The 23,823-nt window shown below is 66.1% G+C and carries 16 protein-coding genes; 13 read left to right on the top strand and 3 right to left on the bottom strand.

Translation table 11 applies throughout. The annotated features are described in order from the left end of the window. Positions 1-2: 2 nt before the first annotated feature. The 7 genes from F7O44_RS22655 (at position 3) to F7O44_RS22625 (ending at position 12,381) form a co-directional block, all read left to right on the top strand. Positions 3-983 (top strand): family 43 glycosylhydrolase, encoded by a 981-nt coding sequence (locus F7O44_RS22655; protein WP_162452591.1) that lies wholly within the window; start codon positions 3-5, stop codon positions 981-983. A 98-nt stretch (positions 984-1,081) separates the two neighbouring features. Continuing rightward, positions 1,082-4,972: a GH32 C-terminal domain-containing protein gene (locus F7O44_RS22650; RefSeq protein ID WP_162452590.1), complete on the top strand. Its 3,891-nt coding sequence runs from the start codon at positions 1,082-1,084 to the stop codon at positions 4,970-4,972. A gap of 166 nt (positions 4,973-5,138) precedes the next feature. After that, complete coding sequence (locus tag F7O44_RS22645) at positions 5,139-6,185, top strand: zinc-binding dehydrogenase (protein ID WP_222851607.1); 1,047 nt, start codon at positions 5,139-5,141, stop codon at positions 6,183-6,185. A 399-nt stretch (positions 6,186-6,584) separates the two neighbouring features. Then, a complete protein-coding gene (locus tag F7O44_RS22640) occupies positions 6,585-7,835 on the top strand; it encodes an ABC transporter substrate-binding protein (RefSeq protein ID WP_162452588.1) in 1,251 nt (416 codons plus the stop codon). Between the two features lie 74 nt (positions 7,836-7,909). After that, positions 7,910-8,830, top strand: a complete 921-nt coding sequence (locus F7O44_RS30605; protein WP_222851606.1) for a carbohydrate ABC transporter permease — start codon at positions 7,910-7,912, stop codon at positions 8,828-8,830. Further along, positions 8,827-9,708: a carbohydrate ABC transporter permease gene (locus tag F7O44_RS22630; RefSeq protein ID WP_222851605.1), complete on the top strand. Its 882-nt coding sequence runs from the start codon at positions 8,827-8,829 to the stop codon at positions 9,706-9,708. Before F7O44_RS30605 ends, F7O44_RS22630 begins: the two co-directional genes overlap by 4 nt. 108 nt (positions 9,709-9,816) lie before the next feature. Continuing rightward, complete coding sequence (locus F7O44_RS22625; RefSeq protein WP_162452586.1) at positions 9,817-12,381, top strand: hypothetical protein; 2,565 nt, start codon at positions 9,817-9,819, stop codon at positions 12,379-12,381. Here the strand turns inward: F7O44_RS22625 and F7O44_RS22620 are convergent. Next, positions 12,357-13,610, bottom strand: coding sequence for an AGE family epimerase/isomerase (locus F7O44_RS22620; protein WP_162452585.1), 1,254 nt, complete (start codon positions 13,608-13,610; stop codon positions 12,357-12,359). The two genes, F7O44_RS22625 and F7O44_RS22620, sit on opposite strands and share 25 nt — an antisense overlap. 116 nt (positions 13,611-13,726) lie before the next feature. On the opposite strand from F7O44_RS22620, the gene F7O44_RS22615 reads away from it, so the two are divergent. After that, positions 13,727-14,695 carry a substrate-binding domain-containing protein gene (locus tag F7O44_RS22615; RefSeq protein ID WP_162452584.1) on the top strand — a complete coding sequence of 323 codons (969 nt, stop codon included), beginning with the start codon at positions 13,727-13,729 and terminating at the stop codon, positions 14,693-14,695. Between the two features lie 94 nt (positions 14,696-14,789). Further along, on the top strand, positions 14,790-15,572 hold the full coding sequence (locus F7O44_RS22610; RefSeq protein ID WP_162452583.1) for a 6-phosphogluconolactonase: 783 nt from the start codon (positions 14,790-14,792) through the stop codon (positions 15,570-15,572). Positions 15,573-15,615: 43 nt separating this feature from the next. Here the strand turns inward: F7O44_RS22610 and F7O44_RS22605 are convergent, their stop codons facing one another. Continuing rightward, positions 15,616-16,755 carry a hypothetical protein gene (locus F7O44_RS22605; protein ID WP_222851604.1) on the bottom strand — a complete coding sequence of 380 codons (1,140 nt, stop codon included), beginning with the start codon at positions 16,753-16,755 and terminating at the stop codon, positions 15,616-15,618. A gap of 204 nt (positions 16,756-16,959) precedes the next feature. On the opposite strand from F7O44_RS22605, the gene F7O44_RS22600 reads away from it, so the two are divergent. From F7O44_RS22600 to F7O44_RS22585, 4 genes are all read left to right on the top strand, one after another. Then, positions 16,960-18,171: a sensor histidine kinase gene (locus F7O44_RS22600; RefSeq protein WP_162452582.1), complete on the top strand. Its 1,212-nt coding sequence runs from the start codon at positions 16,960-16,962 to the stop codon at positions 18,169-18,171. Further along, complete coding sequence (locus tag F7O44_RS22595; RefSeq protein WP_162452581.1) at positions 18,168-18,842, top strand: response regulator; 675 nt, start codon at positions 18,168-18,170, stop codon at positions 18,840-18,842. The genes F7O44_RS22600 and F7O44_RS22595 overlap by 4 nt, the downstream gene beginning before the upstream one ends. A gap of 94 nt (positions 18,843-18,936) precedes the next feature. After that, a complete protein-coding gene (locus tag F7O44_RS22590; RefSeq protein ID WP_222851603.1) occupies positions 18,937-20,775 on the top strand; it encodes an ABC transporter ATP-binding protein in 1,839 nt (612 codons plus the stop codon). Beyond that, positions 20,775-22,595: an ABC transporter ATP-binding protein gene (locus tag F7O44_RS22585; RefSeq protein WP_162452580.1), complete on the top strand. Its 1,821-nt coding sequence runs from the start codon at positions 20,775-20,777 to the stop codon at positions 22,593-22,595. Before F7O44_RS22590 ends, F7O44_RS22585 begins: the two co-directional genes overlap by 1 nt. 208 nt (positions 22,596-22,803) lie before the next feature. Here F7O44_RS22585 and F7O44_RS22580 read toward each other — a convergent pair. After that, a partial coding sequence (locus F7O44_RS22580) for an HNH endonuclease signature motif containing protein (protein WP_162452579.1) occupies positions 22,804-23,823 on the bottom strand: 1,020 nt, incomplete at its 5' end.

Below are 23,823 nucleotides of genomic sequence, written 5' to 3'. Positions count from 1 at the left end.
CTGTGCTACAACTCGCTGATCACTGGACGTGGGATTTCTGGTTCGCCCAGGAAGAGGACACCACCCATGTCTTCTACCTCAAGGCGCCGAAGTCGCTCGGTGACCCGGACTTGCGCCACGTCAACGCGCGGATCGGACACGCCGTCTCGACCGACCTGCGCAACTGGACCGAGCTCCCGGACGCGCTGGAGCCCGGCCCTGAGGGCAGCTGGGACGACATGTCCACCTGGACCGGCAGCGTGATCCGCGCCGAAGGCACGTGGCACCTGTTCTACACCGGTATCAGCCATGCGGAGAAAGGCCTCGAACAGCGGATCGGCCACGCGGTCAGCGACGACCTGATCACCTGGACGAAGGACGCAGCCAATCCGGTTCTCGAAGCCGACGGACGGTTCTACGAGCAACTCGACACCGACGTCTGGCCGGACCTGAGCTGGCGTGACCCATGGGTGTACTGGAACGAGGAGACCGGCGACTACCGCATGCTGCTCACCACGCGGGTGCCCACCGGTCCGCTCGACGGCCGTGGTGTCATCGGCGCGGCGCGTTCGGATGACCTGCGCATGTGGGAGGCGTTGCCGCCGGTCACTGAGCCCGGCGACTTCGCCCACCTGGAAGTACCGCAACTGGTCCAGGAGAACGGCGCAGTCTACGTCCTCTTCTCCGCCTACGGCTGGGCCAACAGCGAACAGCGGCGACGCAGGAGTCCGGAGGTGACGGGCACGCACTACCTGGTGGGCGACTCAACCACCGGACCATTCCGTTCGGTGACCGACGAGTTCCTCTGCGGCGATCCGCGCGGTGAGCTGTACGCCGGGCGGATGCTGCGGGACCGGTCCGGACAGCTGCAGTTCTTCGGTTTCGTCCAGTTCCCGGGTGACGAGCCATTCGTCGGCGCTCTAAGCGATCCGATCCCGGTGGACGTGGGAGCCGACGGGCGGCTGCGGCTGCGTCGCGGTACGACGGCGGGCTCGTCCCGATGACCGACCGAACATGACCGACGAACAAGACCCATCGAACATGACCCATTGAACAAGACCCATCGAGCATGACCCATCCAGCCTGGTGAGGTGTGACGAGCATGCAGAAATCGGTGACAGACGCGAAACGACCGAAGGAACGGGTACGACGCACCCGGGTGCCCGCGCTGGTCGTGACGGTGCTCCTGGCCTTGGCCGCGGCAGTTCTATCGAGTCCGGACACGCTGCCGCGGGCTGAGGCGGGACCACCGCTGACTGTTGAGAATCCGAGCTTCGAGACAGGTGATCTCTCGGGCTGGACAGTCTTGGAGGGGGAGGCGTTCAACGACGGTGGTGTGACCGACGCCGAGGGCTGGGGGTGGGGCTGCTGCTTCGACCGAGTGGGTGACTATCACTTCTGGGGTTTCGCCGCCGGCGGTGATGAACTCACCGGGCGGATGCGGTCGAGCACGTTCACTCTGGGCGGCGTCGGGCACATCAGCTTTCTGCTGGGCGGCGGCAACGACATCGACCACCTGTACGTCGCGCTCGTCCGTGAGTCCGACGGTGCAGAGCTGCGGCGCGCGACGAACACGCGGTTCGACGACTCCGAGCGGATGCACCAGGTGGTCTGGGATGTCTCCGAGCATCTGGGGGAGGAGTTCTACCTGCTGGTGGTCGACGAAGCCACCGGAGGCTGGGGCCACATCAACCTCGATCACGTAGAGACCTACCACGAGACCCCTGTGATCGACGTCGTGCCGCCCGTGATCCGCAACGGCGGCTTCGAAACCGGTGACTTGACCGGATGGACCGTGGTCTCCGGCGACGCCTTCGGCCCGGATCAGGTCACGGACGAGCCGCTGGAGGGCATGGACGGGAACTACCACCTCTGGGGAGCGCACGGTGTCTCTGACGAGGCCACCGGGGAGCTGCGGTCGTCGCGGTTCGTGCTGCGAGGGACGGGCGTCGTCGATTTCCTGATCGGCGGCGACCAGGACGATGACCTGTTCGTCGCGGCCGTCCGTGCCGAGGACGACGCCGAGCTGGCCCGGGTGTCCGGGCCCGGCCATGACGCCTACACCAAGGTCAGCTGGGACCTCTCCGACCACCTCGGCGAGGAGCTGTACCTGCGGGCGGTGGACGCGTCGACCACCGGCCATCTCAACCTCGACGGGGTGCGGACACTGGAGACCACACCTATGCACTGGCCGTTCGACGAGACGTCCGGCACCACTGCGGAGGACGTCGCGAGCGGTGTCGTCGACCACATCGACTACGTCTTCAACGACGCCCGGTACAAGCCGGACAGCGGCCCCACCCGGCGGCCCGGTGTCCACGGCAACGCGCTGCTCTTCGACGGCTGGTCGACCTGGATGTCCCGGCAGGCGGCCGATGCGTTCATTCCTGGCACGACACTCGCGGTCGAGGCTTGGGTGGCGCCGCGCTCCTACGAGTGGCGCGGCCGCGCCCAGGCCACGGCGATCGTCAGTCAGCAGGATCGTGAGCAGAACGCCGGTTACGTGCTGGGTATCCACGAGTTCGGGCGGCTGGTCTTCGAGGTCGGCGACGGTGTCGGCTGGCACACGCTGCGCGCGCCGGAGGGCACGGAGCTGCCGACGGGTCAGTGGACCCATGTCGTCGCGACCTACGACGGCGACGCCGGGTCCATGGAGCTTTATCTCGATGGCCAGCTGACCACCTCGATGTCCGTCCCCGCCGGTGGATACGTGCTGGCGAGCTCCGCTGACCTGCAGGTGGGCCGGAACAACCACGCGGCGCCGATCGGCGCGTTCCGCACGAGCACATGGGGTGGGCTCATCGACGAACTGAAGGTGGGCGCCGACATCCCGGGGCCGGATCAGGTCCAGGCTGCCTACGAGGCCGGCCTGGGCGACGACGGCACAGTACCGGATGCCGATGTTGCCCCCGACCGATCCAGGTACGACGGCGACCGTTACCGGCCGCAGTACCATTTCGTCCCACCCGATCACTGGATGAACGAGCCGCATGCGCCGATCTACTACAAAGGCCAGTACCACCTCTTCTACCAGTACAACCCGCAGGGACCTTACTGGGGACAGATCCATTGGGGACACGCGGTCAGCGATGATCTGGTGCATTGGCGTGATGTCGAACCCGCCCTGGCTCCGGCGAAGGATTCGCCGGCGCCGGACGGCGTGTGGTCCGGCAGCGCGACCTATGACGCCGACGGCAATCCGGTGCTGTTCTTCACCGCCGGCGACGACAGTGATACACCCAACCAGCGCACCGGCTTGGCCCTGCCTACCTCACTCGAAGGCGACTTGGTCGATTGGGAGATGTACCCGGAGCCGGTGACGGTTCAGGAACCTGACCTGCATGCCGACGAGGGAGAGATCTGGTTCGGCCAGTTCCGCGACCCGTTCGTCTGGCAGGAAACTGATGACGACGGCACCATCACCTGGTACCAGCTGGTGACCTCGGGGATCAAGGACCCGGACACCGGGGCCTCCGTCGGTGGTACGGCGCTGCTTTACACGTCGACGAACATGATCGACTGGACCTACGAGGGGCCGCTTCTGGTCGGCGACTCCGAGACGTACCCGGCCACCGGTGAGGTCTGGGAACTGCCGATCTTTCTCCCGCTCGGCACCGATGACGAAGGCAACGAGAAGCACATCCTTCTGGTCAACCCCTGGTTCGAAGGGTTCAGCGAGCACGCCGTGAAGTACATCTGGTACTGGGTCGGTACGTGGGACGCCGAAGCCAGGCAATTCGTGCCCGACGACGACACACCGCGGCTTCTCGACTACGGCGAACACTTCACCGGTCCGGCCGGCATGGTGGCGCCGGACGGGCGGCCGATCCTGTTCACCATCACCCAGGACCGCCGCCCGAACCAGGAGCATTTCGACGCGGGCTGGGCACACATGGTCGGCATGCCGGTGGAGTTGCGCCTGCGTGACGACGGATCGGTGGGGGTAGCGCCACTGGCCGAATTCGAGGCGCTGCGCACCGAGCAGGTGGCCAGTGGGCGGAATATCGATCTCGAGGCGGCCAACGCGCTGCTCGACGACGCCCATGCCGACATGACCGACATGCTGGAAGTCGAGATCGAGCTCAAGACCAAGGACGCGACCGAGGTCGGCCTGGAGCTGCGCCGCAGCGGTGACGGTCGGGAGCGCACGACCTTCTCGATCGATAAGGCGGCCGGAACGTTCAGCGTGGATCGAACCTTCTCCAGCCTCGACTCGGATCCACGCAAGGGTGTGCAGGAAGGCGAGCTTAACGTCGCGCCCAACGGCAAGGTGACCTTCCGTGCCTTCGTCGACCGATCGACGATCGAGACGTTCGCCGGCGATCACCTGATCACCACCCGGGTCTACCCGACGCTGGCCGACTCGACGGGTGTGCGGCTCGTCGCCGACGGGCGGGTGAAGGTCAGCTCACTCAAGGTCTGGAACCTCGGCTCCATCCACGGTGACGTCGTACCCTCCCACTTCGATCCACGGGACCTCGACGGCACCGAACCGCTGCCCAACCACGACTTCGCGACCTGCGACCTGACCGGCTGGACGGTTGTCGAGGGCGAGGCGTTCAGCGACGACCACGTCACTGATGCCGAGGACTGGGGCTGGGGCGGCACGTTCCTGCAAGCCCACCCCTGGGGCAGTGACAACCGGTGTCACCTGTGGGGATTCAACGAGGCGGCGGGTGGAGACGGACTGACCGGCACACTGCGGTCAGCGGAGTTCGAACTCGGCGGCGACGGCCAGATCGACTTCCTCATCGGCGGAGGCCAGGATCTGGACCAGCTCTACATCGCTCTGGTGCGTTCTGACAACGGAGAAATCTTGAGGCGGGAGACCGGAACCGGCTGGCCTGCCTACGCTCGCCGCCGGTGGGATGCCTCGGACTACATCGGTGAGCGTCTGCACATCGAAATCGTCGACCACGCGACCGGAGGGTTCGGGCACATCAACATCGACGACGTGAACGTTCCCGTGGTGGCAGGGAGCTTGAGCGATTAGCGGGCCCCACTAGTCTCCGCGAGCCACAATGTCGAGTTGGGGGCGGGAGATACGCGGGGACTCAGCTTGGGCATCGCGAGGTAAACCGACCGGTGAGTTGACATCTCCGCGAACGCGTGCTCCAGTAGTAGCCATACCAGTCTGTATACCTCTAGGAGTGATGGCCGTGCGAGCGGTATTGCTGACCGGCTTCGGCGGACCCGAAAGGCTCGAATACCGGACCGATGTCGCGGATCCGCGCCCGGCGCCCGGGGAGGTCCGGGTGCGGGTAGCCGCGACGGCGTTGAACAACGCCGACATCTGGACCCGGGAGGGTGCGTACGGATCTCCCCGCGACCCGTCCTCCAATGCCGGCTGGCGGCGTGAAGCCCTGCGGTTTCCCCGGATTCAAGGCGCTGACATCGCCGGGTACATCGACGAGGTCGGTTCCGGCGTGCCGGGGTCGCGGATCGGTGCGCGCGTGCTGGTCGACCCGATGATCTACGACGGCGGCGAACGCGAACTGGTCGAGAACGAATACGTGGGCAGTGAGCGCGACGGAGGCTTCGCGGAGTTCGTGACGGTGCCGGCGGGTAACGCGCACCAGATATCTAGTTCCCTGAGCGACGCTGAACTCGCGACGTTCCCCACCGCGTACACGACCGCCATGCGCATGCTCAACCGGGCGAGAGTTCAGCCGGGGGAAACGGTCTTGGTCACCGGTGCCTCCGGTGGTGTCGGCTCGGCGTTGATCCAGCTCGCGAATGTGCGGAGGGCGAAGGTGGTAGCGGTCGCGGGCGCGGCCAAGCGCCGGCAGGCGCTGGAGCTCGGCGCCATCGCCGCGATTGACCGGCACACGACTGACTGGGTGGCGGAGGTTGCGGCGGTCCTGGGGGATCAGCCGGTGGATGTTGTTGCGGACGTCGTCGCCGGGCCGGCATTCACGGATCTGCTCCGCTTGCTGCGTCCACTGGGGCGCTACGTCGTTGCGGGGGCCATGGCCGGGCCGCTGGTCGAGACCGACTTGCGCACCGTCTATCTCAAGCAGCTCGAGCTGATCGGATCGTCGTTCGGCAGTCACGAAGACTTCGCTCAGATGATTGAGCACATCACCGCTGGTGAGCTCAGGCCGCTGCTGGCTGCCACGTACCCCTTGCATGAGCTCGCCGCTGCCCAGGAGCGCTTCGTCGCGAAAGACTTCTTCGGCAAGATCGTCGTCCTGCCGGGCGAGTGACGAGGCGCCACTGCCCTTCGCGGGCTGTCCCGGTCTCGACCCGGGTGGCCGAGGTCCACGCAGGGTGGCGTCCCGGAACTGGGTGAGCTGTGATCCGCGATGTCTCATTTGTTGGCACAGCGGTATCACTGAATGCACAGTCTCGATACGTGGTGTGCGCGTTCCGCCGGATGAATTGAATCAACGTCCCGCGGCCACGAATCGGCTGCGTTGCCCGCCTGTCATCGACTGGGTAGGCCACGATTCGCTCACGTTCGCCTGATTGAGTCTTGACGCTGTGCGGCGTCCCTCACTAAGGTGATGCAACCGCTTGCACGAATTTTGGTTGCCAGTAATTACCAAATGTCGGCTGGGCGCAAATAGCGAAGTCGGAAAACGCCTGGTCGAGAAAGGGACGCAATGGGACTCACCAAAGGCATTCGGACGGCAGCGGTCCTCATCGCTGCGGCTCTCCTCGTCACGGCGTGTGGCGGCGATGACGGCGGCACCGGAGATCAGGTGTCGCCTGACGAAGTCTCGGGAGCGATCACCTTCTGGTCCTACCCGATCGGTGCGGCTAACACGGAGCAGTACTGGGAGCCGGTCGTCGAACGGTTCAACGAACAGTATCCCGATATCGACGTCGAAGTGATCGTGCAGCCGTGGGACGGCCGTGAGGAGCAGCTGAACACCTCGCTGGCCGGTGGGCTCGCGCCTGACGTGGTGTATTTCAACCCTGACTTCGTGCCGAAGTTCGTCGCGCAAGGTGTGCTGGAGCCGGTGAGCGACATCGTCGAGGACGACCTCGACGACTTCCGTGATTCAGCGCTCGAAGCGATGAGCTACGAGGGTGAGCTGTACAGCGTCCCACTGCTGATGAGCGTCAGTTCGGTTATCTGCTTCAAGAACGTGCTCGAGGAGGCAGGAGTCGATTGCCCCACGACTTGGGATGAGGCGCTCGAGATCGCGCCCGCGGTCAAGGATGCCGGTTACTACCTCACGCAATACCCCGGCACCGTCACCCTGAACATGTCCTTCTATCCCTACCTGCTGCAGGCGGGCGGGCAGGTGCTCGACGAGAACGGCCAGGCGGCCTTCAACGGTCCGGAGGGCGTCGAGGCCCTGTCTTTCCTGCGTGAGCTGGCTGACAACGACTACGTCCCGCAGCAGAGCCTGACAACGTCGGAAGATTTCGAGCAGTCGGCGGCGGGCCGCAGCGAGGTCGCATTCCTGCCGAACGAGATCGTGTCGACGGTGATGAGATTCGTCGACCCGGACAACCTCATCGTGAGCGAGCCGCTGACCGGCGTCGAGCAGGCCAACTTCGGCACTGTCGGCGGCCTGTCGATCTTCAACACCAGCGACAACATCGACGCTGCCAAAATCTGGGTGGAGTTCCTCACTTCCCCCGAGGAGATGGAGTCGTTCAACCGTGACGCCGAGTACTCGGCCGCTCGTGAATCGGTCACCGGGTTCCTCGAGGATCCGCTCATGGTCGAACAGGAGCAGTACCTCGACACCATCTGGTCCGCGGTGCCCCACGAGCAAGCGCGCGAGATCATCGATCTGATCAAGCCCCATATTCAGGCCGCGCTGCTCGGCCGGGAAACCCCGGAGGCCGCACTGAACACGGCAGCCGATGAGGTCAACGCGCTGCTTGCGCGCGGCTGATCTGGGATACGCGGGTGGGGCAGGCGTTCTCGCACTGCTCCGCCCGGCCGATGTGAGGAAGACAGGAGGCCGTGGTGGCCATCACTGCCCGCGATGAGAAAGCCGCACGGGGACCAGGAAAGCGGCGCTGGTTGAAGTCGGACAAGGCGGTGATCGCCTACGTCTTCATCTTGCCGTACGTTGTGCTGTTCCTGGCTTTCAAGATCATCCCAGCCATCTTCGGGGTGGGGCTGAGCTTCACCAACTGGCGACCCACCGGCGGCGCGGACTTCGTCGGGATGGACAACTTCTCGCGGCTGTTCAGCGACCCGATCTTCTGGGGCGCTCTACGGGTGACGCTGGTCTACGCGGTGATCGCGATCCCGATGTCGATCACGGTGTCGTTGTTCATGGCCGTACTGTGTGACCGGACGCTGCGTGGGATGGGGATCTATCGTTCCATCTTCTTCTTGCCGGTGGTCACCAGTTCGGTGATCTCGGGCATCATCTGGGTCTGGATCTTCGGCCAGCAGGGGCCGCTGAACTGGTTGATCGGCTTGGTCGGGGCGGGGCCGCTCGGCTGGCTGCAAAGCGATCTACTGGTGCTGCCCTCGCTGGCCATGGTCAGCGCATGGAGCAACTTCGGCTACAACATGTTGATCCTGCTCGCCGGCATGCTCGCCATACCCAAGGACTACTACGAAGCGTCGTCGCTCGACGGCGCCAACTGGTTCCAGCGGTTCCGGCATGTGACGATCCCACTGCTGAAGCCAGCCCTCTTCTTCGTGCTGATCCTCGAGATCATCAAGTCCTTCCAGGTGTTCGACACCATCTACGTCATGACCGGCGGTGGGCCGGTCCGGTCGAGTTACACGCTGACCTACATGATCTACGACCAGGGCTTCGGGTACTTCGACTTCGGCTACGCGAGTGCTGCCGGTGTCGTCTTGCTCGTGATCACACTCACCGTCTCCCTGGTTCAGCGGTGGCTGTTCGACAAGGAGAACAAGAAATGACGACGTCGATGGTGGAACCCACGGCCGGCCGGCGGGTGAGGCCCGCGAGCGCCCGGGTGGCGGGGATGGGCCGGCGTCGGCGGCCGGGGACAATGCATCTGCCGCTGATCCTCGCGGCCGTGGTCACCGCTTTCCCGTTCTACGCGATGATCGTGATCTCGCTGCAGCCGGGCCAGCCGATCGACCTGCCGGGTTCCCTGATCCCGTCGGTGATCTCGTACGACAGCTATCGAGAGGTGCTGGGTAGCTCGCGGATCATGAGCTGGGCGTTCAACTCCGCGGTCTATTCGCTCGCCTCCGTTGTTCTCGTGCTCGTCTTCGCATCGATGGCCGGCTATGCCTTCGCCAAGAAGAAGTTCTTCGGCAGGGAAGTCATCTTCTGGTCCTTCGTGGCGATGTTGATGGTGCCCTACCACCTGACGCTGATCCCGCAGTTCATCATCGTGTCCGAGATGGGCGGGCTGAACACGTTGTGGGGGTTGACTCTGCCGACGCTGGCCAACGTCCAGGCGATGTTCCTGATGCGCCAGTTCATCCGCGATATCCCGGACGAACTCATCGAGGCCTCACGGATCGATGGAGCCGGGGAATTCCGGATCTACTGGTCGATCATTTTGCCGCAGACGAAGCCGATCATGGCGACGCTGGGCACGTTCGTCTTCCTGTGGCACTGGAACGACTTCCTGTGGCCGCTGGTCGCGCAGCGCACACCGGACATGTACGTCCTGACGGTCGGGTTGAACAGCATGCAACAGCAGGACACGGTGCTGGCTACCACCATGGCCGGAGCTGTGATCATCTTTCTGCCGACCCTGTTGATCTTCATCGGATTGCAGCGGTTCTTCGTTCGTGGCGTGGTGATGAGCGGGCTGAAGTAGCCGGCGGGCAACCGCGCCTACCTGGGAGTTCCTCGTGTCACGGACGGGAGGTGGAATCGGCGCCGACTCTGCAACCGCTTGCAGTTACCGAAACCGAAGGGTAGTGCGATGAGTGAAGAAGCGAGAGAGCGCCGGATCTCCGGCGGTGGATCACGACTGGGCTCGGCGGCGTGGGCGGCGGGCATCGCCGGCGCATTGACAGCCGGGCTGATGTTCGCACCAGGAGCGGGCGCTGGACCATCGACGGCCGCGGCACCGGTGATGGGCCCGGTCAACGGCGGATTCGAGGAGCCCGTCGTCGACGGCGACATTCCCGGCTGGACACATACCCACGGGGCGGCCGATCCGGACTCGTTCTCCGTCGTCGACACCCGGGCGGCCGAAGGCGAATACAGCCTGCTGCTGCACAATCCCAGCTCGGAGATCAGTGCGGGACTGCGCAGCGACGCCTTCGACGTCGAAGGCGGGAACTCCTTCCGCGTCGCCGCGCAGGTCTACATCGAGGAATACACCAGCCCCGGGGCGTCCGCGCTGTATTTCTACTTCTACGACGACGACGGGCAGCAGCTCGAGCAGCACACGTTGTCGATCGGGCGCCTGCCTCGTGACAGTTGGCAGGACGTGACCCTCGACGCCGACGCGCCGGACGAGGCCACCAGTGCGGCGGTCCTCTGGTACTCGAGCATCGCGAACATCGCCACGTACCACGTCGACGACGTGCGGGTGCTCGACCGGGGCGAGGGGGCGGTGGTCGAGGATCTCGGGATCGCGATGTCGACGCCGAACGTGCGGCTCGGCGCCACGGACGTCCTGCCGGACGGAACACCCGTCGGTTACCTCTTTTCCGACGGCAACCCCGTGAGCTTCAACGTGGTCGACCTCCGCGACGGCGAGATGCTGGACTCGATCGACATGACGGGCTACACGGTGGCCAGCTCGATCGTCGTCGATACCGACCATCGGGTGTACTTCAGTGTGCGGGCGCCGAACGACGGCACCCTGTGGCGCTACGACCCGCTGTCCCAGGAGCTGGAGACGCTGGCCACGCGCCTGGCCGGAGAGGCGATGCTGCGCAGCCTGCTGCTCGACGGCGACACGCTGTACGGCACGACGTACCCGAATGCGAAGGTCTACGCCTACGACATCCCATCGGGTGACGTCCGGGACTACGGCAGCGTGATCGACGACGGCGACTACGCCTGGGGCTTCGAGCAGGTCGGCGATGAGCTCTGGGTTGGTACCGGCGCTGTCGGGCGCCTCATGAGCGTCGACCCGGAGTCCGGCGTCGTCGACGAGATCGGGTTGCCGCACGGCGTCGCACCCGATTTCGTCAACCGGATCGTGCGCCACGGGGACCTGGTGTTCGTGGCGTACTCGCCGGCCAGCCCGGACAACGTCGCTGTATACGACCGCACCGCGGGTGAATGGTGCTGTTCGGAGACATTGGAGCAGGAGGTCGGCGCGTGGACACGGGACAGCGTCGACGGTCTGTTCTTCTATCTCTCCGGTGGATCGGTGCACGGCTACGACATCGATGCGAGGGAGACTGTCTCGATCGGCTGGGACGACGGTCCGCTGGCGACCCAGCTCGACGGGACCATTGCGTTGGAGCTGGTCGAGCTCGGCACGGAGCAGTTCCCCGGCACGACACTGGTGGGCTTGCGCGGCGACGGCACCGTGTGGCGCTACAACCTGGCCGAAGGGAGCGGTGACGTCGTCACCGGCGACATCGATGGAGCGCCGGCGACGATTCACTCCGTAGGGAACGGCCCGGATGGAAATGTCTATTTCGGTGCCTACCTCAGTCCCGGCGTGATGGCGCGGGTGAACCACCAGACTGGAGACCTCGAGCAGTTGTCCGGGCCGGGGCAAGCGGACAGCATGATCGCTCACAAGAACCGGATCGTGGTTGGCGTCTACCCGAACGCGTCGTTCTACGTCGGCAAGACGAACAAGGACTGGGACTGGGGCGCCAACCCGTCTCACCTATTCACCCTCGGGCGCGGGGAGCCGCACGGGCAGGATCGCCCGCTACACATGGTGTCCGCGGGAGACCTCGTCGCGGCCGGGACGATCCCCAATTACGGCGAACTCGGTGGGGCGCTCGTGCTGCTCAATCCGAACAACGGCGACCACGAGGTACACCGGCATGTTGTCGAAGATCAGAGTGTGACCGCGTTGGAGTATCGCGACGGTCTCGTGTACGCGGGCACGTCGATCCACGGCGGGCTGTCCAGCGAACCCACGCAGGAGGAGGCTGAGCTGTTCATCTGGGATGTGCAACAGGGCGAGAAGGTGTGGAGCGGTGCGGTGCCGGGCGCCACGATCATCCATGCCATGACCTTCACGCCGGACGGCCGGCTGTGGGTATTGACCGAGGCTGGCACCATTGCCGAGTTCGACCCGGACACGAGGGAGATCGTCCGTTCCTTCGAGACCGGGATCGCCAACTCCAACATCTGGGGCCGGCTCAGCGAGTTGTACTACCGGGGCCAGGACGGTTATGTCTACGGCAACACCAGCGGACGGCTCTTCCGTTTCGACCCTGACGACCTCGACTTCGAGGTGCTGGTGAGTAGCGGGGCCAGGCAGTCCGGTATCGACGGCGAGGGCACGATCTATTTCGCCGACGAGACCAACGTCTATCGTTACGTACCCGCAGGGGCCGAGTAAGAGTGTGCGGTGAGGGCGCCGAGTTCGACGATCTGCATCAGGTTGCGGGCGATATGGAACGGATCCTTGACGGGGAGCGCGACCACCTCGTCGAGGGGCTTCCCCGAACGTTCGCGGATCTGAATCCACTCGGAGCCCTCATCGCCGCCCGGGAACGTGTCGAGCGTGTAGGCCCAGATCCGGTCGAACCAGCCCTGCGCGGCTGAGTCGCCGTACCGCTGCGCCGCTAATGCGGTGGTGTATGCGGCTTCGGTGTGCACCCACCAGAGCTTGGTGCTCCAGGTGCGGCGGACGAGTGCCTCGTAGGGAGATCCGGCGTCGGTGCCGCGCGGTTCGGCCGCGCCGTCGTGGTCCACGTACCGGAACAGACCGCCGTGATCGTCGTCCCACGCCGACTCACAGAGGGCTGGGATGCTGGCAAGCAGCGCTGGAATGCCGGTGCGGCCGAGCAATTCGCCGGCCTCGAGTGCGACCCACAACCCTTCGATGGCGTGACCGGGAACACGGTGGCGGGAGACCAGCGTGGTCTCGTCCGGACGATCCGGGATCATCTCGCGGAACGTGCCGTTGGGCAGCCGGTGGCTCAGCATCACATCGCGAGCCGCACCCAGAGCGGCGCGGTCTTCGTCGGTGAGCAGGCCGAGCTCCTGGCGGGCGCGGGCGTATTCGAGCAGGGTGTTGAGCAGGATCATCCGCGGGCCGAACGCGGTATGCCCTGGGGGGACCGGGTACGGAGGAGTGTCGGCGGTTCCGGCGCCGATGCTGGCTGATGCCGTGTCCAAGACTGGTGCTGCGATCTCGAGCCACTGCGGGTCGCCGGTCTGTCTCGAAAGCTCGGCCAGCCCCATCGCGACGAAGCAATCCGCGTAGACACTGTGAGTCTCCCCGGCAGGCCCGGCTGTTGGGCGGCCGGTACGGTCCACGACGAAGTGGCACGTGCCGTCGGGTCGGAGGGTGTGTTCCACGAGGAAGGCGGCGCCGGCTTCGGCGAGCCGGGACAGTTCGCGTGGATCCGCGTCGAGGAGATTCTGGTCGGCCAGCCTCGCGGCGCGGGCCAGCAGCCACACGAATCGCCCTTGCGACCAGGTGAACTTGTCGGTCGAGAGCAAGTTGCGGCCGCGGTTGTCGAAACAGGTGAAGAACCCGCCGTTGACGTGGTCGATGCCGTGTTCCAGCCAGAACGGGAAGATGACGGCTTCAAGCTGTGCACGAGCTGCGCGGACGGGCATGATTCTCCTTGAGCTGCAACCGGTTGCGTAAGATGATAGCGGCTAGCCTGGCCTCGCGTGTCGGGCATGATCGTGGGTATTGGAATCGTCGACGGTGGGAGGCAAGGATGAAGCGCGTGACGATCTATGCGGTCGCCGAGGCGTGCGGCGTGTCGGCGTCGACGGTTTCGCGTGCGTTCAGCCGCCCGGAGATCGTCAACGACGAGTTGCGTGAGCGCATCTTGGTCACGGCGCGGGAGATGGGCTATCAGATGAACCGCGCTGCCCGGGGGCTGGCCACCGGGCGGACCGGAATGGTGGGCCTGATGGTGCCGGACATCACCAACCCGTTCTTTCCGCCGTTGGTGCGGGCCATCCAGCAAGCGGCCGCGCAGATCGACTCATCGGTGATGCTGGTCGACGCGGACGAGCGAGCCAGCGCTGAGCCGGAGCTGATCAGCCGGCTCAAAGCGCAGGTCGATGGCCTGATCATCGCCTCGCCACGGGCGGCCACGGGGTCGCTCACCGAGGCGGTGGGAGGGCTGCCGGCTGTCGTCATCAATCGCACGGTCCCGGGGATGTCCGCCGTCGTGTGTGACAACTCGGCAGCATTGACTGAAGCGGGACGTCATCTGCAAGAGCTCGGGCATCGTCGAGTGGCGCTGATCGGTGGTCCAGCCGCATCCTGGGCGGCTCGCCGGCGTGCCGCCGCGATCCGAGCATGGGCGGAGAAGTCCGAGGTCGAACTCATCGAGTTGGGCTCCTTTGGGGCGTCGTACGAAGGCGGCAGAGAGGCCGCCGTCGCGTTCGCCGGCTCGGCGGCGACAGCGGCATTCGCTTTCGACGATCTCATGGCCTGCGGCGTTCTGGCCGGCCTAGCCGAGGCCGGTGTGCCGGTGCCGGAGGCGCGCAGCGTCGTCGGCTGCGACGACGTCTTGCTCGCCCGTACGGTGACACCGAACCTGACGACAGTCACCGCACCCGTCGCGGAACTGGGCCGCGTCGCGGTGGATCTACTGCAACAGAACCTGAACGGTGGGGCGCCGGAGCAGATCGTCCTGGAGGGCACGCTGGCTCTGCGCGGCACTACGGGGACCCCTGCCTGAGGTCGCTCAGCACGCGGTGCTGGTCGTTGACCCGTCATCTGCAACCGGTTACAGTCGAGGTCTGCAACCGCTTGCATAACCTGGAGGACGGTAGATGAGCGTGAACGCGGCGACAGATGGGGCTGGCGAGGGCGTCTCGCTTCGCATTGGCGACGACGCGGAGGATGCCGGCGGGGCCGCGGCCGCTGACGCCACCGCGGTGATTCGGGAGGCGATCCGGACACGCGGACGGGCTCGAGTGGTGTTCGCATCAGCACCTTCACAAGAGACGATGCTGTCGGCCCTGATCAAAGATGCTGGTATCGACTGGTCACGGCTGTATGCCTTCCACATGGACGAGTACGTGGGGCTCGAGCCCAGTCATCCACAAGCGTTCGGGCAGTGGCTCGCGCGGCGGCTGACACCGGTGAATCCAGGCGGCCTCGAGCGCATCATGCCCGGCTCCGATCCGGCAGCCGAGGCACGACGGTACACGAGCCTTCTCGCCGCTGAGCCGATCGATCTGACCTGTATGGGGATCGGCGTCAACGGGCACATCGCCTTCAACGAACCGGGCGAGGCGCGGTTCGACGATCCGGAGCGGGTCAGAATCATCACCCTTGACGACGTGTCGCGGCGCCAGCAGGTCGACGAAGGGCTCTTCGGATCGCTCCAGGAGGTCCCAGTCCAGGCTGTGACGCTGACCGTTCCAGCACTGATGGCGGCCCGGGCCATCGTCGTGACCGTGCTCGGGGACCACAAGGCGCCCGCGGTCACCCGCGCGCTGACCGGGCCAGTCGACCACAGCTGCCCGGCGAGCGTGCTGCGTACCCATCCGGCGGTGAGCGTACATCTGGACCCCGCCGCCGCGTCCCAGCTCCCCCATACCCACCGATGATCATGAACACTTAGTTGCCAATATGGTCACTAAGTGTTCATGATCATGGGTGCAGGTGGCAGCGTCCGCGAGTGCGGAAGTGGTAGGCGAGGGCAGCGGCACCGAGCGCCGCGGCCCACACCGGCCACAGGACACCTGGGTTGCTGACTACCGCCTCCGGATCAGTCCAGTCGGTGAGCCGTACCATGACCAGTCCAGCTGAAGCCAAGGCAACGGCGACGACAGACGCGAAGGTGATCGGGAACATCGGGGGCACCGGTTTGCCGGCCCGGCCGAGCACCCACCGGGGCCAGATCACGCCCCAGCGCTGCACCAGGCCCAGCGTGAGCACCCCGCCCAGGGCGCCGAGCGTCGCCAAATAGGCACCAGCCCACACGACGCCCTCTTCATGCAGTTCATCGAGGAACTCCCTCGAGATGGTGAGAGGGACCCCGAAGGCCCAGAGCCAGCGGACCACGGCGTAGGTGAACGGAACCAGTGCGGCCGTGTACGCGGCCCAGCGACCCCACCGTGCCGCCGACGCCGGTGCGGTCCAGCCTTCGGCACGTCCAGGGCGCCGGCCGCAGCGCAGGCATGCCCCGAGCGTACGCAGGTGGAAGGCCACCGTGGCCGCCGCGAAGAACACCCCGCCCAACGCGCACAGGATCAGGTTGAGGTTGGTCCACGGGTACAGCAGCTCGAAGAACTCACCAGCCCCCATCGGTGGCCAGCCGAATGGGAGGGCGAGAGTCGCGGGTGTATAGGCGATCGTCGTCAGCACCCGTTGGTCCGGGATGACAAAGATGAGCGCGACGGCGAGGATCCAGCCGGACGCGATCAGCGATGACCGCAGCGGCCCGCGAGCTCCGGCCCGGGCCAGGCCGATCGCGGCCAGCCCGCCCGCGAATCCGACCGCGGCGATCCACGGCCCCGTGCCGGCCGCCGTGGCCTCGCCGAGCACCGAGTGGTGCCGGGCATCCGGGACGTCGCCTTCGCCGAATGGGAAGCCGGGCATGCCCAGTGTCCATAACAGTCCCAGGAGGCCGTAGCCGAACGCCCAGACAGCCGCGGCATATCCCACCCAGGAGCGCCATCTGCGCAGGGCTCGTCGTACGGGGCCACCACCTGCGCCCGGGGCGGCACGGTTGCTTCCTGGGCTGGACCCGGCCTCGTGCGGGGTTTCAACGGATGTGGAGTCGGTCATGTTTGGCACCCTTCGAACGCGACATGCGGGCAGTTCTCGCTCGCCCTTCCAGCCTCTGTCCGGGGCGTGCCGGTCACCAGATGCCGTTCGGCCGCAATCAGTCGGCGCTGACCACGGGAAATATGCCGAACGGCACAGGTGCGGGACCGTGGCGGCCAGTAGGCTCGGGGTCATGGTTCGCTCGACGGCGTCAGGCAGTGGCCGATGATCCGGAGCGGCGCCGGCGCACACCGCCGGATCCGGTCTGCCGGCTGCACGGTACTGGTGATTGCGCTGCTCGGGTGGGGCGTCGCCGTGCCCTGGGCCCGGCCGCTGGCGACGACGACGGCCGTCGTGGCGATCCTGATGATCTGGTGGCCGCGGTCGAAGTCGTGGCTGCCGTGGCTGCCGTGGCTTGTCGGTGGCGCCGGTGTGGTGTCCGGTGTGGCGACGCTCGGCCACCGGGTGCTGGACTGGCCGGGTATGCCGCCGTTGGCGGTCGCCGAGACCGCGCTGCTGTGTGTACTGGTCGGAGTGGTCGTCCGCTGGGCAACGGTGCGGGCGGCTGTGGTCGCGGGTTGCCTGGCCGGGCTGGCGGCTTCGGTGAGCGTTCTGCGGGCCACCGGTTACTCGGACGCGGACCAATTGACCGTCGAGGAGTCGGTCTACGCGGTGGCATTCTGGGCCCTCGGTCCGATTCTCGCCGCCGCGGTCGGTCTGTACCTGCGCCATCTGGACCACCGTCGGGCGCGTGCCGTTGCTGCCGCACGGCAGGCGCAGCGGCTAGAACTCGCACACGATCTGCACGATTACGTCGCCCATGACGTCAGTGAGATGATCGCCCAGGCGCAGGCCGCCCAGGTCATCACTGACGACGGTCACCCGGTCCAGGTGGTGTTGCGCCGGATCGAGGCGGCCGGCTTGCGGGCGATGACCTCGATGGACAGCACCGTGCACCTCCTGCGCGGCGACGGGAATGCCTCCGATCGGCAGGTGGGCGTGAGCGGGGCATCGCCAGGCCTGGCCGAACTACCTGAGCTGGTTGAACGGTTCGGAAGCGCCGGCGCGGCGGATGTTCGTCTGTGCCTGGATCCGGACCTGGTCGCCCGGGTGCCGCGCGAGCTCGCGGGCACGGTCCACCGGGTGGTCGTCGAGGCGCTGACCAACGTACGCCGGCACGCGCCGTCGGCGACCACGGTGCGGATCGTCATCCGCGAGGACGGCGATGAGCTGGAGGTTCTCGTGAGCAACGACGCCGGTGGAGCACCGATCCCGGATCTGGGTCGCCGCGGCGGAGTCGGCCTGCCCGGTCTGGCCGAACGGGTCGAGGCGCTCTCCGGCACGTTTCGTGCCGGCCCGGACGGCCAGGGATGGCGGGTCTCCGCACGGCTGCCCCTGGTGGCCACCTACTCAGCTGGTCCGGAGGGGGGACGATGACCACCCGGATCGTCATCGCCGACGACCAGGAGGCTATCCGCGGCGCGTTCCGGATGGTGCTGGACGCGCAGCCGGATATGCAGGTAGTCGGCGAGGCCGCGGACGGCATGGCGGCTCTCGAGATGGTGAGCAGGCTGCGGCCCGACGTCGTGCTGGCCGATGTCCGGATGCCTCGGATGGACGGGCTCGAGCTCACCCGGCGGCTGGCGGGCCCCTCGGTCGCGGCTCCGGTGCGTGTGGTTGTGGTCACGACGTTCGACCTCGACACATATGTGCATGCCGCGTTGCGGGGTGGTGCATGCGGCTTCCTGCTCAAACGCTCCGGACCGAACCTTTTGATCGAGGCGGTTCGCGCGGCCGTGGCCGGGGATACGCTGATCAGCCCGCAGATCACCGTCCGCCTATTGGCGCACATGCGATCTCCGGCGCCGGGCGGTGGAACTCACGACACCGTGCCGGCGAGTGCGCTGACCGAGCGCGAGGTGGAGGTGGCGCGACTCGTCGCGCAAGGATGCAGCAATGCCGAAGTGGCCGCCGAGCTCTTCATCAGCCCCGGCACGGCCAAGAACCACCTCGCGAACATCCAGCAGAAGCTGGGCGTGCGCAATCGGGTCGGGGTCGCGGGCTGGGCGTGGTCGAGCGGACTGATGAGCGCCGCAACCGGCGAATAATGCCGCGACCCTGTCGGTGGAATCAGGTAGAACTATGTGGGTCCGTCGCCACCCACCGCTGCAGACCCCAGGCCGTCTATGTCCGGAGCGCACTGTGTCTTTGCTGAACTCTGAGTTCACCGTCGACGGCGCGCACCGGTTCGACCGCAGAGGCCCGGTCCGGTGGGTGTGGTCCCACATGCGCCGTCAGCCGTTTTACCTGCTCGGGTTCGTCGGCGGTTCGGCGGTGATGGTCGCGCTGAATTCGATGATTCCGACTCTCACGGGCCGGGCCTTTGACGCCGTGCTGGGCGGCGACGGCGACGCTGCGCGCGCGTTGATGATGGTGTCGGTCGCGCTCCTACTGGTGGTGGCCGGGCGGGGAATCCTCGACCTGGGAGCCCGGCTCAGCGGAGAAGTACTGGCCAAGCGCCTGGAACGCGATGCCCGGGACGAGCTGTATGTCAGCCTGCTCGGCAAGAGCCAGACCTTCCACAACCGGCAGCGGGTCGGAGACCTGATGGCCCGCGCGGCCAACGACATCCGGCAGCTGTCCAACATGGTCACCCCCGGCCTCGACCTGATCGTGGACTCGGGGCTGCAAGGGCTTATTCCCTTGATCTTCATCGCCACCATCGACCCGCGTCTGCTGCTGGTGCCGGTGCTGTTCGTGGTGGCGTTCGTTCTCGCGCTGTGGCACTACATGCGCCAGCTCAGCCCGGTCTCCACCACGATGCGGGAGCAGTTCGGCGACCTGAACGCCGGCCTGAACGAGGCCGTGCGGGGCATCGAAGTCATCAAGGTCACCGCGCAGGAAGCACAGGAACGGCAGCGGTTCGAGCGCAATGCGCGGCGCTACCGCGACTCGTTCGTGCGCAACGGCCTGATCCAGGCGCGCTACCTGCCCACGCTCATCCTGGCCGTGGCGATGGCGGGAGCGCTGTGGCACGCGCTGACGCTCTACGGCGCTGGCGACCTGTCTTTGGGCGACGTGATCGCCTTCATGGGTCTGATGGGTTTGCTTGGCTTTCCCACTTTCATCTCGATCTTCGCGTATTCGCTGGTGCAGATCGGTCTTGTGTCCGCCCGCCGGATTCTGAGGATCATGAACAGCGAGAGCGAGCTCGACCACAATCCGGCCGGGCGCGAGGCGCGAGTCCGCGGTGAGATCGTCTTCGAGAACGTGACCTTCGGTTACGGTGACGCCGAGCCGGTACTGCGCGACGTCACATTCACCGCGCGCCCCGGCGAGACCGTGGCCGTGGTCGGGGAGACCGGCGCCGGCAAGAGCACACTCACCAAGCTGGTACCGCGTATCTACAACGTGAACTCCGGCCGGGTCCTGGTTGACGGCGTGGATGTGCAGGATTGGAACCTCGACTCGCTCCGGTCGCAGATATCAACCATCGAACAGGACATCGTGTTGTTCTCCCGTTCGGTGGCGGAGAACATCGCGTTCAGTCTCGGCCAGCAGGTGGACCGTGATGCCGTCGTCCAAGCCGCCCGAGATGCCCAGGCCGAGGAGTTCATCTCCGAGCTGGACGACGGCTACGAGACGGTGATCGGCGAGCGTGGCGTCACACTGTCCGGCGGACAACGGCAGCGGCTGGCCATCGCGCGGGCGTTGCTCACCGACCCGGCCATCCTGATTCTGGACGATTCGACCAGCGCCATCGACTCCGCCACCGAAGACCTGATCCAGCAGGCCATCAAGCGGATCCTGGCGGGGCGCACCACCTTGCTCATCACCCACCGGCTGGCGCAGATCCGCTGGGCGGACAAGGTGCTGCTACTCCGCCGTGGAGAGCTCGTCGACTTCGGCACCCACGACGAGCTCCTCCAGCGCAGTTCGCTCTACCGGCGAATCTTCGCGCATTACGACGAGGTCGACGTCGCACCGGGCAGCCAGGTGGCGTCTGTCCCGGAAGAACCGGAAGAAGGGGCGGTCGTCTGATGGGCTTCATCATGAACGGCCTCGATGTCGAGGACTACGACCGCACGTATGACGACCGGGAGCTGCTGCGGCGGGTACTGCGTTACTTCCGGCCGAAGTTCGCCGCCATGGCCCTGGTGGCGGTCATGATCGTGCTGCACTCACTGACCCAGACCGCCATGCCGCTGCTGATCAGCTGGGGCGTCGACCGGATCGAGGCAGGGACGGTCGCCGACATCGGCTGGATACTGACTGCTGGCATCCTGGCGGCGGGTGTGCTCGGTTGGGTGTTCAACTTCTTCCGCCAGTGGTACAGCGCCAAGGTCACCGGAGACGTCGTGCTCGATCTGCGTGAGGATGCCTTCGACGCGGTGCTCGACCGCGACATGTCGTTCTATGACGAGCATGCCACCGGCAAGATCGTCAGCCGGGTCACCTCCGACACCGACGATTTCGCCACCGTGGTCAACCTCACCATGAACCTGCTCAGTCAGGTATTGCTGGTTGGGTTCATCACCGGATTGTTGTTCCTGCGCAACGTGGAATTGGCGTTGCTCACTCTGCTCGTGTCGCCGATCGTGATAGGGCTGGCGCTGTTGTTCCGGCGCGTCGCCCGTCGCAATACGCTGCGTGCCCAGCGTTCGCTGGCCAGGGTCAATGCGAACCTACAGGAGACCATGGGCGGAATCTCGGTGGCCAAGAACTTCCGGCAGGAGCACACGGTCTATTCGGAGTTCCGCCCGATCAACCAGCAGAGTTACGCCGTCACCCTGCGGCAGGGCTTTGTCTTCTCCGGCATCTTTCCGCTGTTGTTCCTGGTCGCCGGGTTGGCGACCGTCGTGCTGGTCCAGGTGGGTGGCACGGCGGTGATCGGTGGCTCGCTCAGTGCCGGAGACTGGTATCTCTTCTTGCAGGCCGTTGCCCTGTTTTGGTTCCCGCTGACGTCCATCGCGGCGTTCTGGTCGCAGTTCCAGCAGGGTATGGCTGCTTCCGAACGGGTATTTGCCCTGATCGATGCCACACCGCGGGTGGTTCAGGAAGATTCACAGCCGGTGGGCCGGTTGGCCGGGCACATCGAGTTCCGCAATCTGACCTTCGGGTACGAGCCCGCCCGGCCGGTCTTGAGAGAGTTCAACCTCGTCATCGAAGCCGGTGAGACCGTCGCGCTCGTCGGGCACACCGGCGCGGGCAAATCAACGTTGTCGAAGCTGATCACCCGCTTTTACGAGTTCTCCGGAGGCCGGTTGCTGGTCGACGGGCGAGACATCCGCAGCCTCGACATCGGGGAGTACCGCCAGCAGATCGGTGCGGTGCCCCAGCAGCCGTTCTTGTTCAGTGGCACGGTCGCGGACAACATCCGGTACCCGCGCCCGGAATCCACTGACGCGGAGGTACTCACCGCTGCCAGCCAGGTCGCGGGTGGCGAATGGCTCGAAGCGTTGCCGGACGGGCTGGCCACCGACGTCGGCGAGTTCGGCCGTGCCTTGTCGATGGGGCAAAGACAGTTGGTGGCGCTGGCGCGGCTGCTGGTTCAGGACCCCGCCATCGTCGTCCTTGACGAAGCCACGGCCAGCGTTGACCCGCTGACGGAGGCTCAGATCTCCGAAGGTCTCGACGTGGTGCTAGCCGGCCGCACGTCCATCGTCATCGCGCATCGGCTGTCCACCATCGAACACGTGGATCGGATCATTGTGCTCGACCACGGCCGCATCATGGAGGAAGGCGACCACGCGACGCTGCTGCGGGCCGGCGGCCGATACTGCGAGGTTTACAACACGTACTTCCGGCACCAGTCACCTAACTATCAGCCGGGCTCTGGTTTCGTCCCCGCCGCCCCATGACGCCGGACGCCTCCTCCTCATGTTCTGACCGGTGATCGCGGCCGAGCTGTAGTTGGCGATGGCGATGGCGCTCGCCGCGTATCCGGTCACAGCACTGTAGGCTTGGCGGTGGTGCCTGCTCAGGCACGGGTTCCCGTGCTCTGTGGCGCTCAAGGCTGTGGCGCTCAAGGCTGTGGTGTCCAAGACCGTGGTGCTCAGGCTTCGCCGTTCAGGCGGCGTCGGCTCTGTCGGCAGGATCGGTCGGTGGGTCCGCGCTCGTCGCAGGTTCAGCAATGTTCGCTGCCTCGCCAGGTGCCAAGCGCGTTGGATGGCTCGTTGCAGCAACGGTTACATCGCTGGTCGCTCCGGCGGTTTCCTGGCCGGCCGCGTCGGTGCTGCCCGTGGGTGCGGCGTGCTCACTGGCCTGACGGTTTCTGGCGTGTTCACCTGCCGTGCCGTCTTTGTGGTCCTGGCTTGGTCCGCTGTTTCCGCAGCCGGTGTTGGTGTTGGTGTCATTGCTGGTGGTGGGTCCGGCTCGGGGTGGGGGTTGGGTGGTGTTGATGAGGGTGGTGACGGTGCTGGTGGTGCGTGGGATCGGATCGGCCGGTACAGGAACTCCATGCGGATCGACGAAGCGGAACCGTCGCGGCCCGGTGGCCAGCATGGTCCAGCCGCCCTCGTGTACCACGGTGTGGTGTTTGCGGCAGAGCAGGGCCATCTCGTCGATATCGGTGTGCCCACCTTGGGCCCAGGGGATGAGGTGGTGGACGTCGGTCCATTCGGGTGGGCGGTCGCAGCCGGGGAAGATGCAGCCGCGGTCGCGTAGGCGTAGTGCTTTGCGTTGTGCGGGGGTGGCGGTGCGTTGTGAGCGGCCGACGTCGAGGGGTTGGGAGTCCGGGCCGGTGATGATCCGGCTGATCCGGGCGTCGCAGGCGAGGCGGCGTACGGCGTCGCCGCGCAGGATGGATCCGTTGGGTAGTTCGCCGAGCCCGCCGGTGCGGGCTTCAAGGGTGGCCAGGTCGGTGATGACGATGAGGTGGGTGGGCTCGCCACCGTGGGTGGGGACGTCGCGGTTGGCGAGTGCGCGGCGGCAGAGTTCGACGAGGGCGTCGGCGCGGCGTTGGGATGGGGTGCGTTGATCGTCGGGGCCACTGGGGGTGGCGAGGGCGTTGATGGCGGTGTTGACGATGGTGCCGTCTTCTTCGCCGAGGATTCCGTCGAGCACGACTGCGCCGTCGAAGGTGGAGGA

Source organism: Phytoactinopolyspora mesophila, from assembly GCF_010122465.1.
GTDB lineage: Bacteria > Actinomycetota > Actinomycetes > Jiangellales > Jiangellaceae > Phytoactinopolyspora > Phytoactinopolyspora mesophila.
Note: the sequence above shows the minus strand (reverse complement) of the source record. Positions and strands in the feature narration are given on the sequence as shown.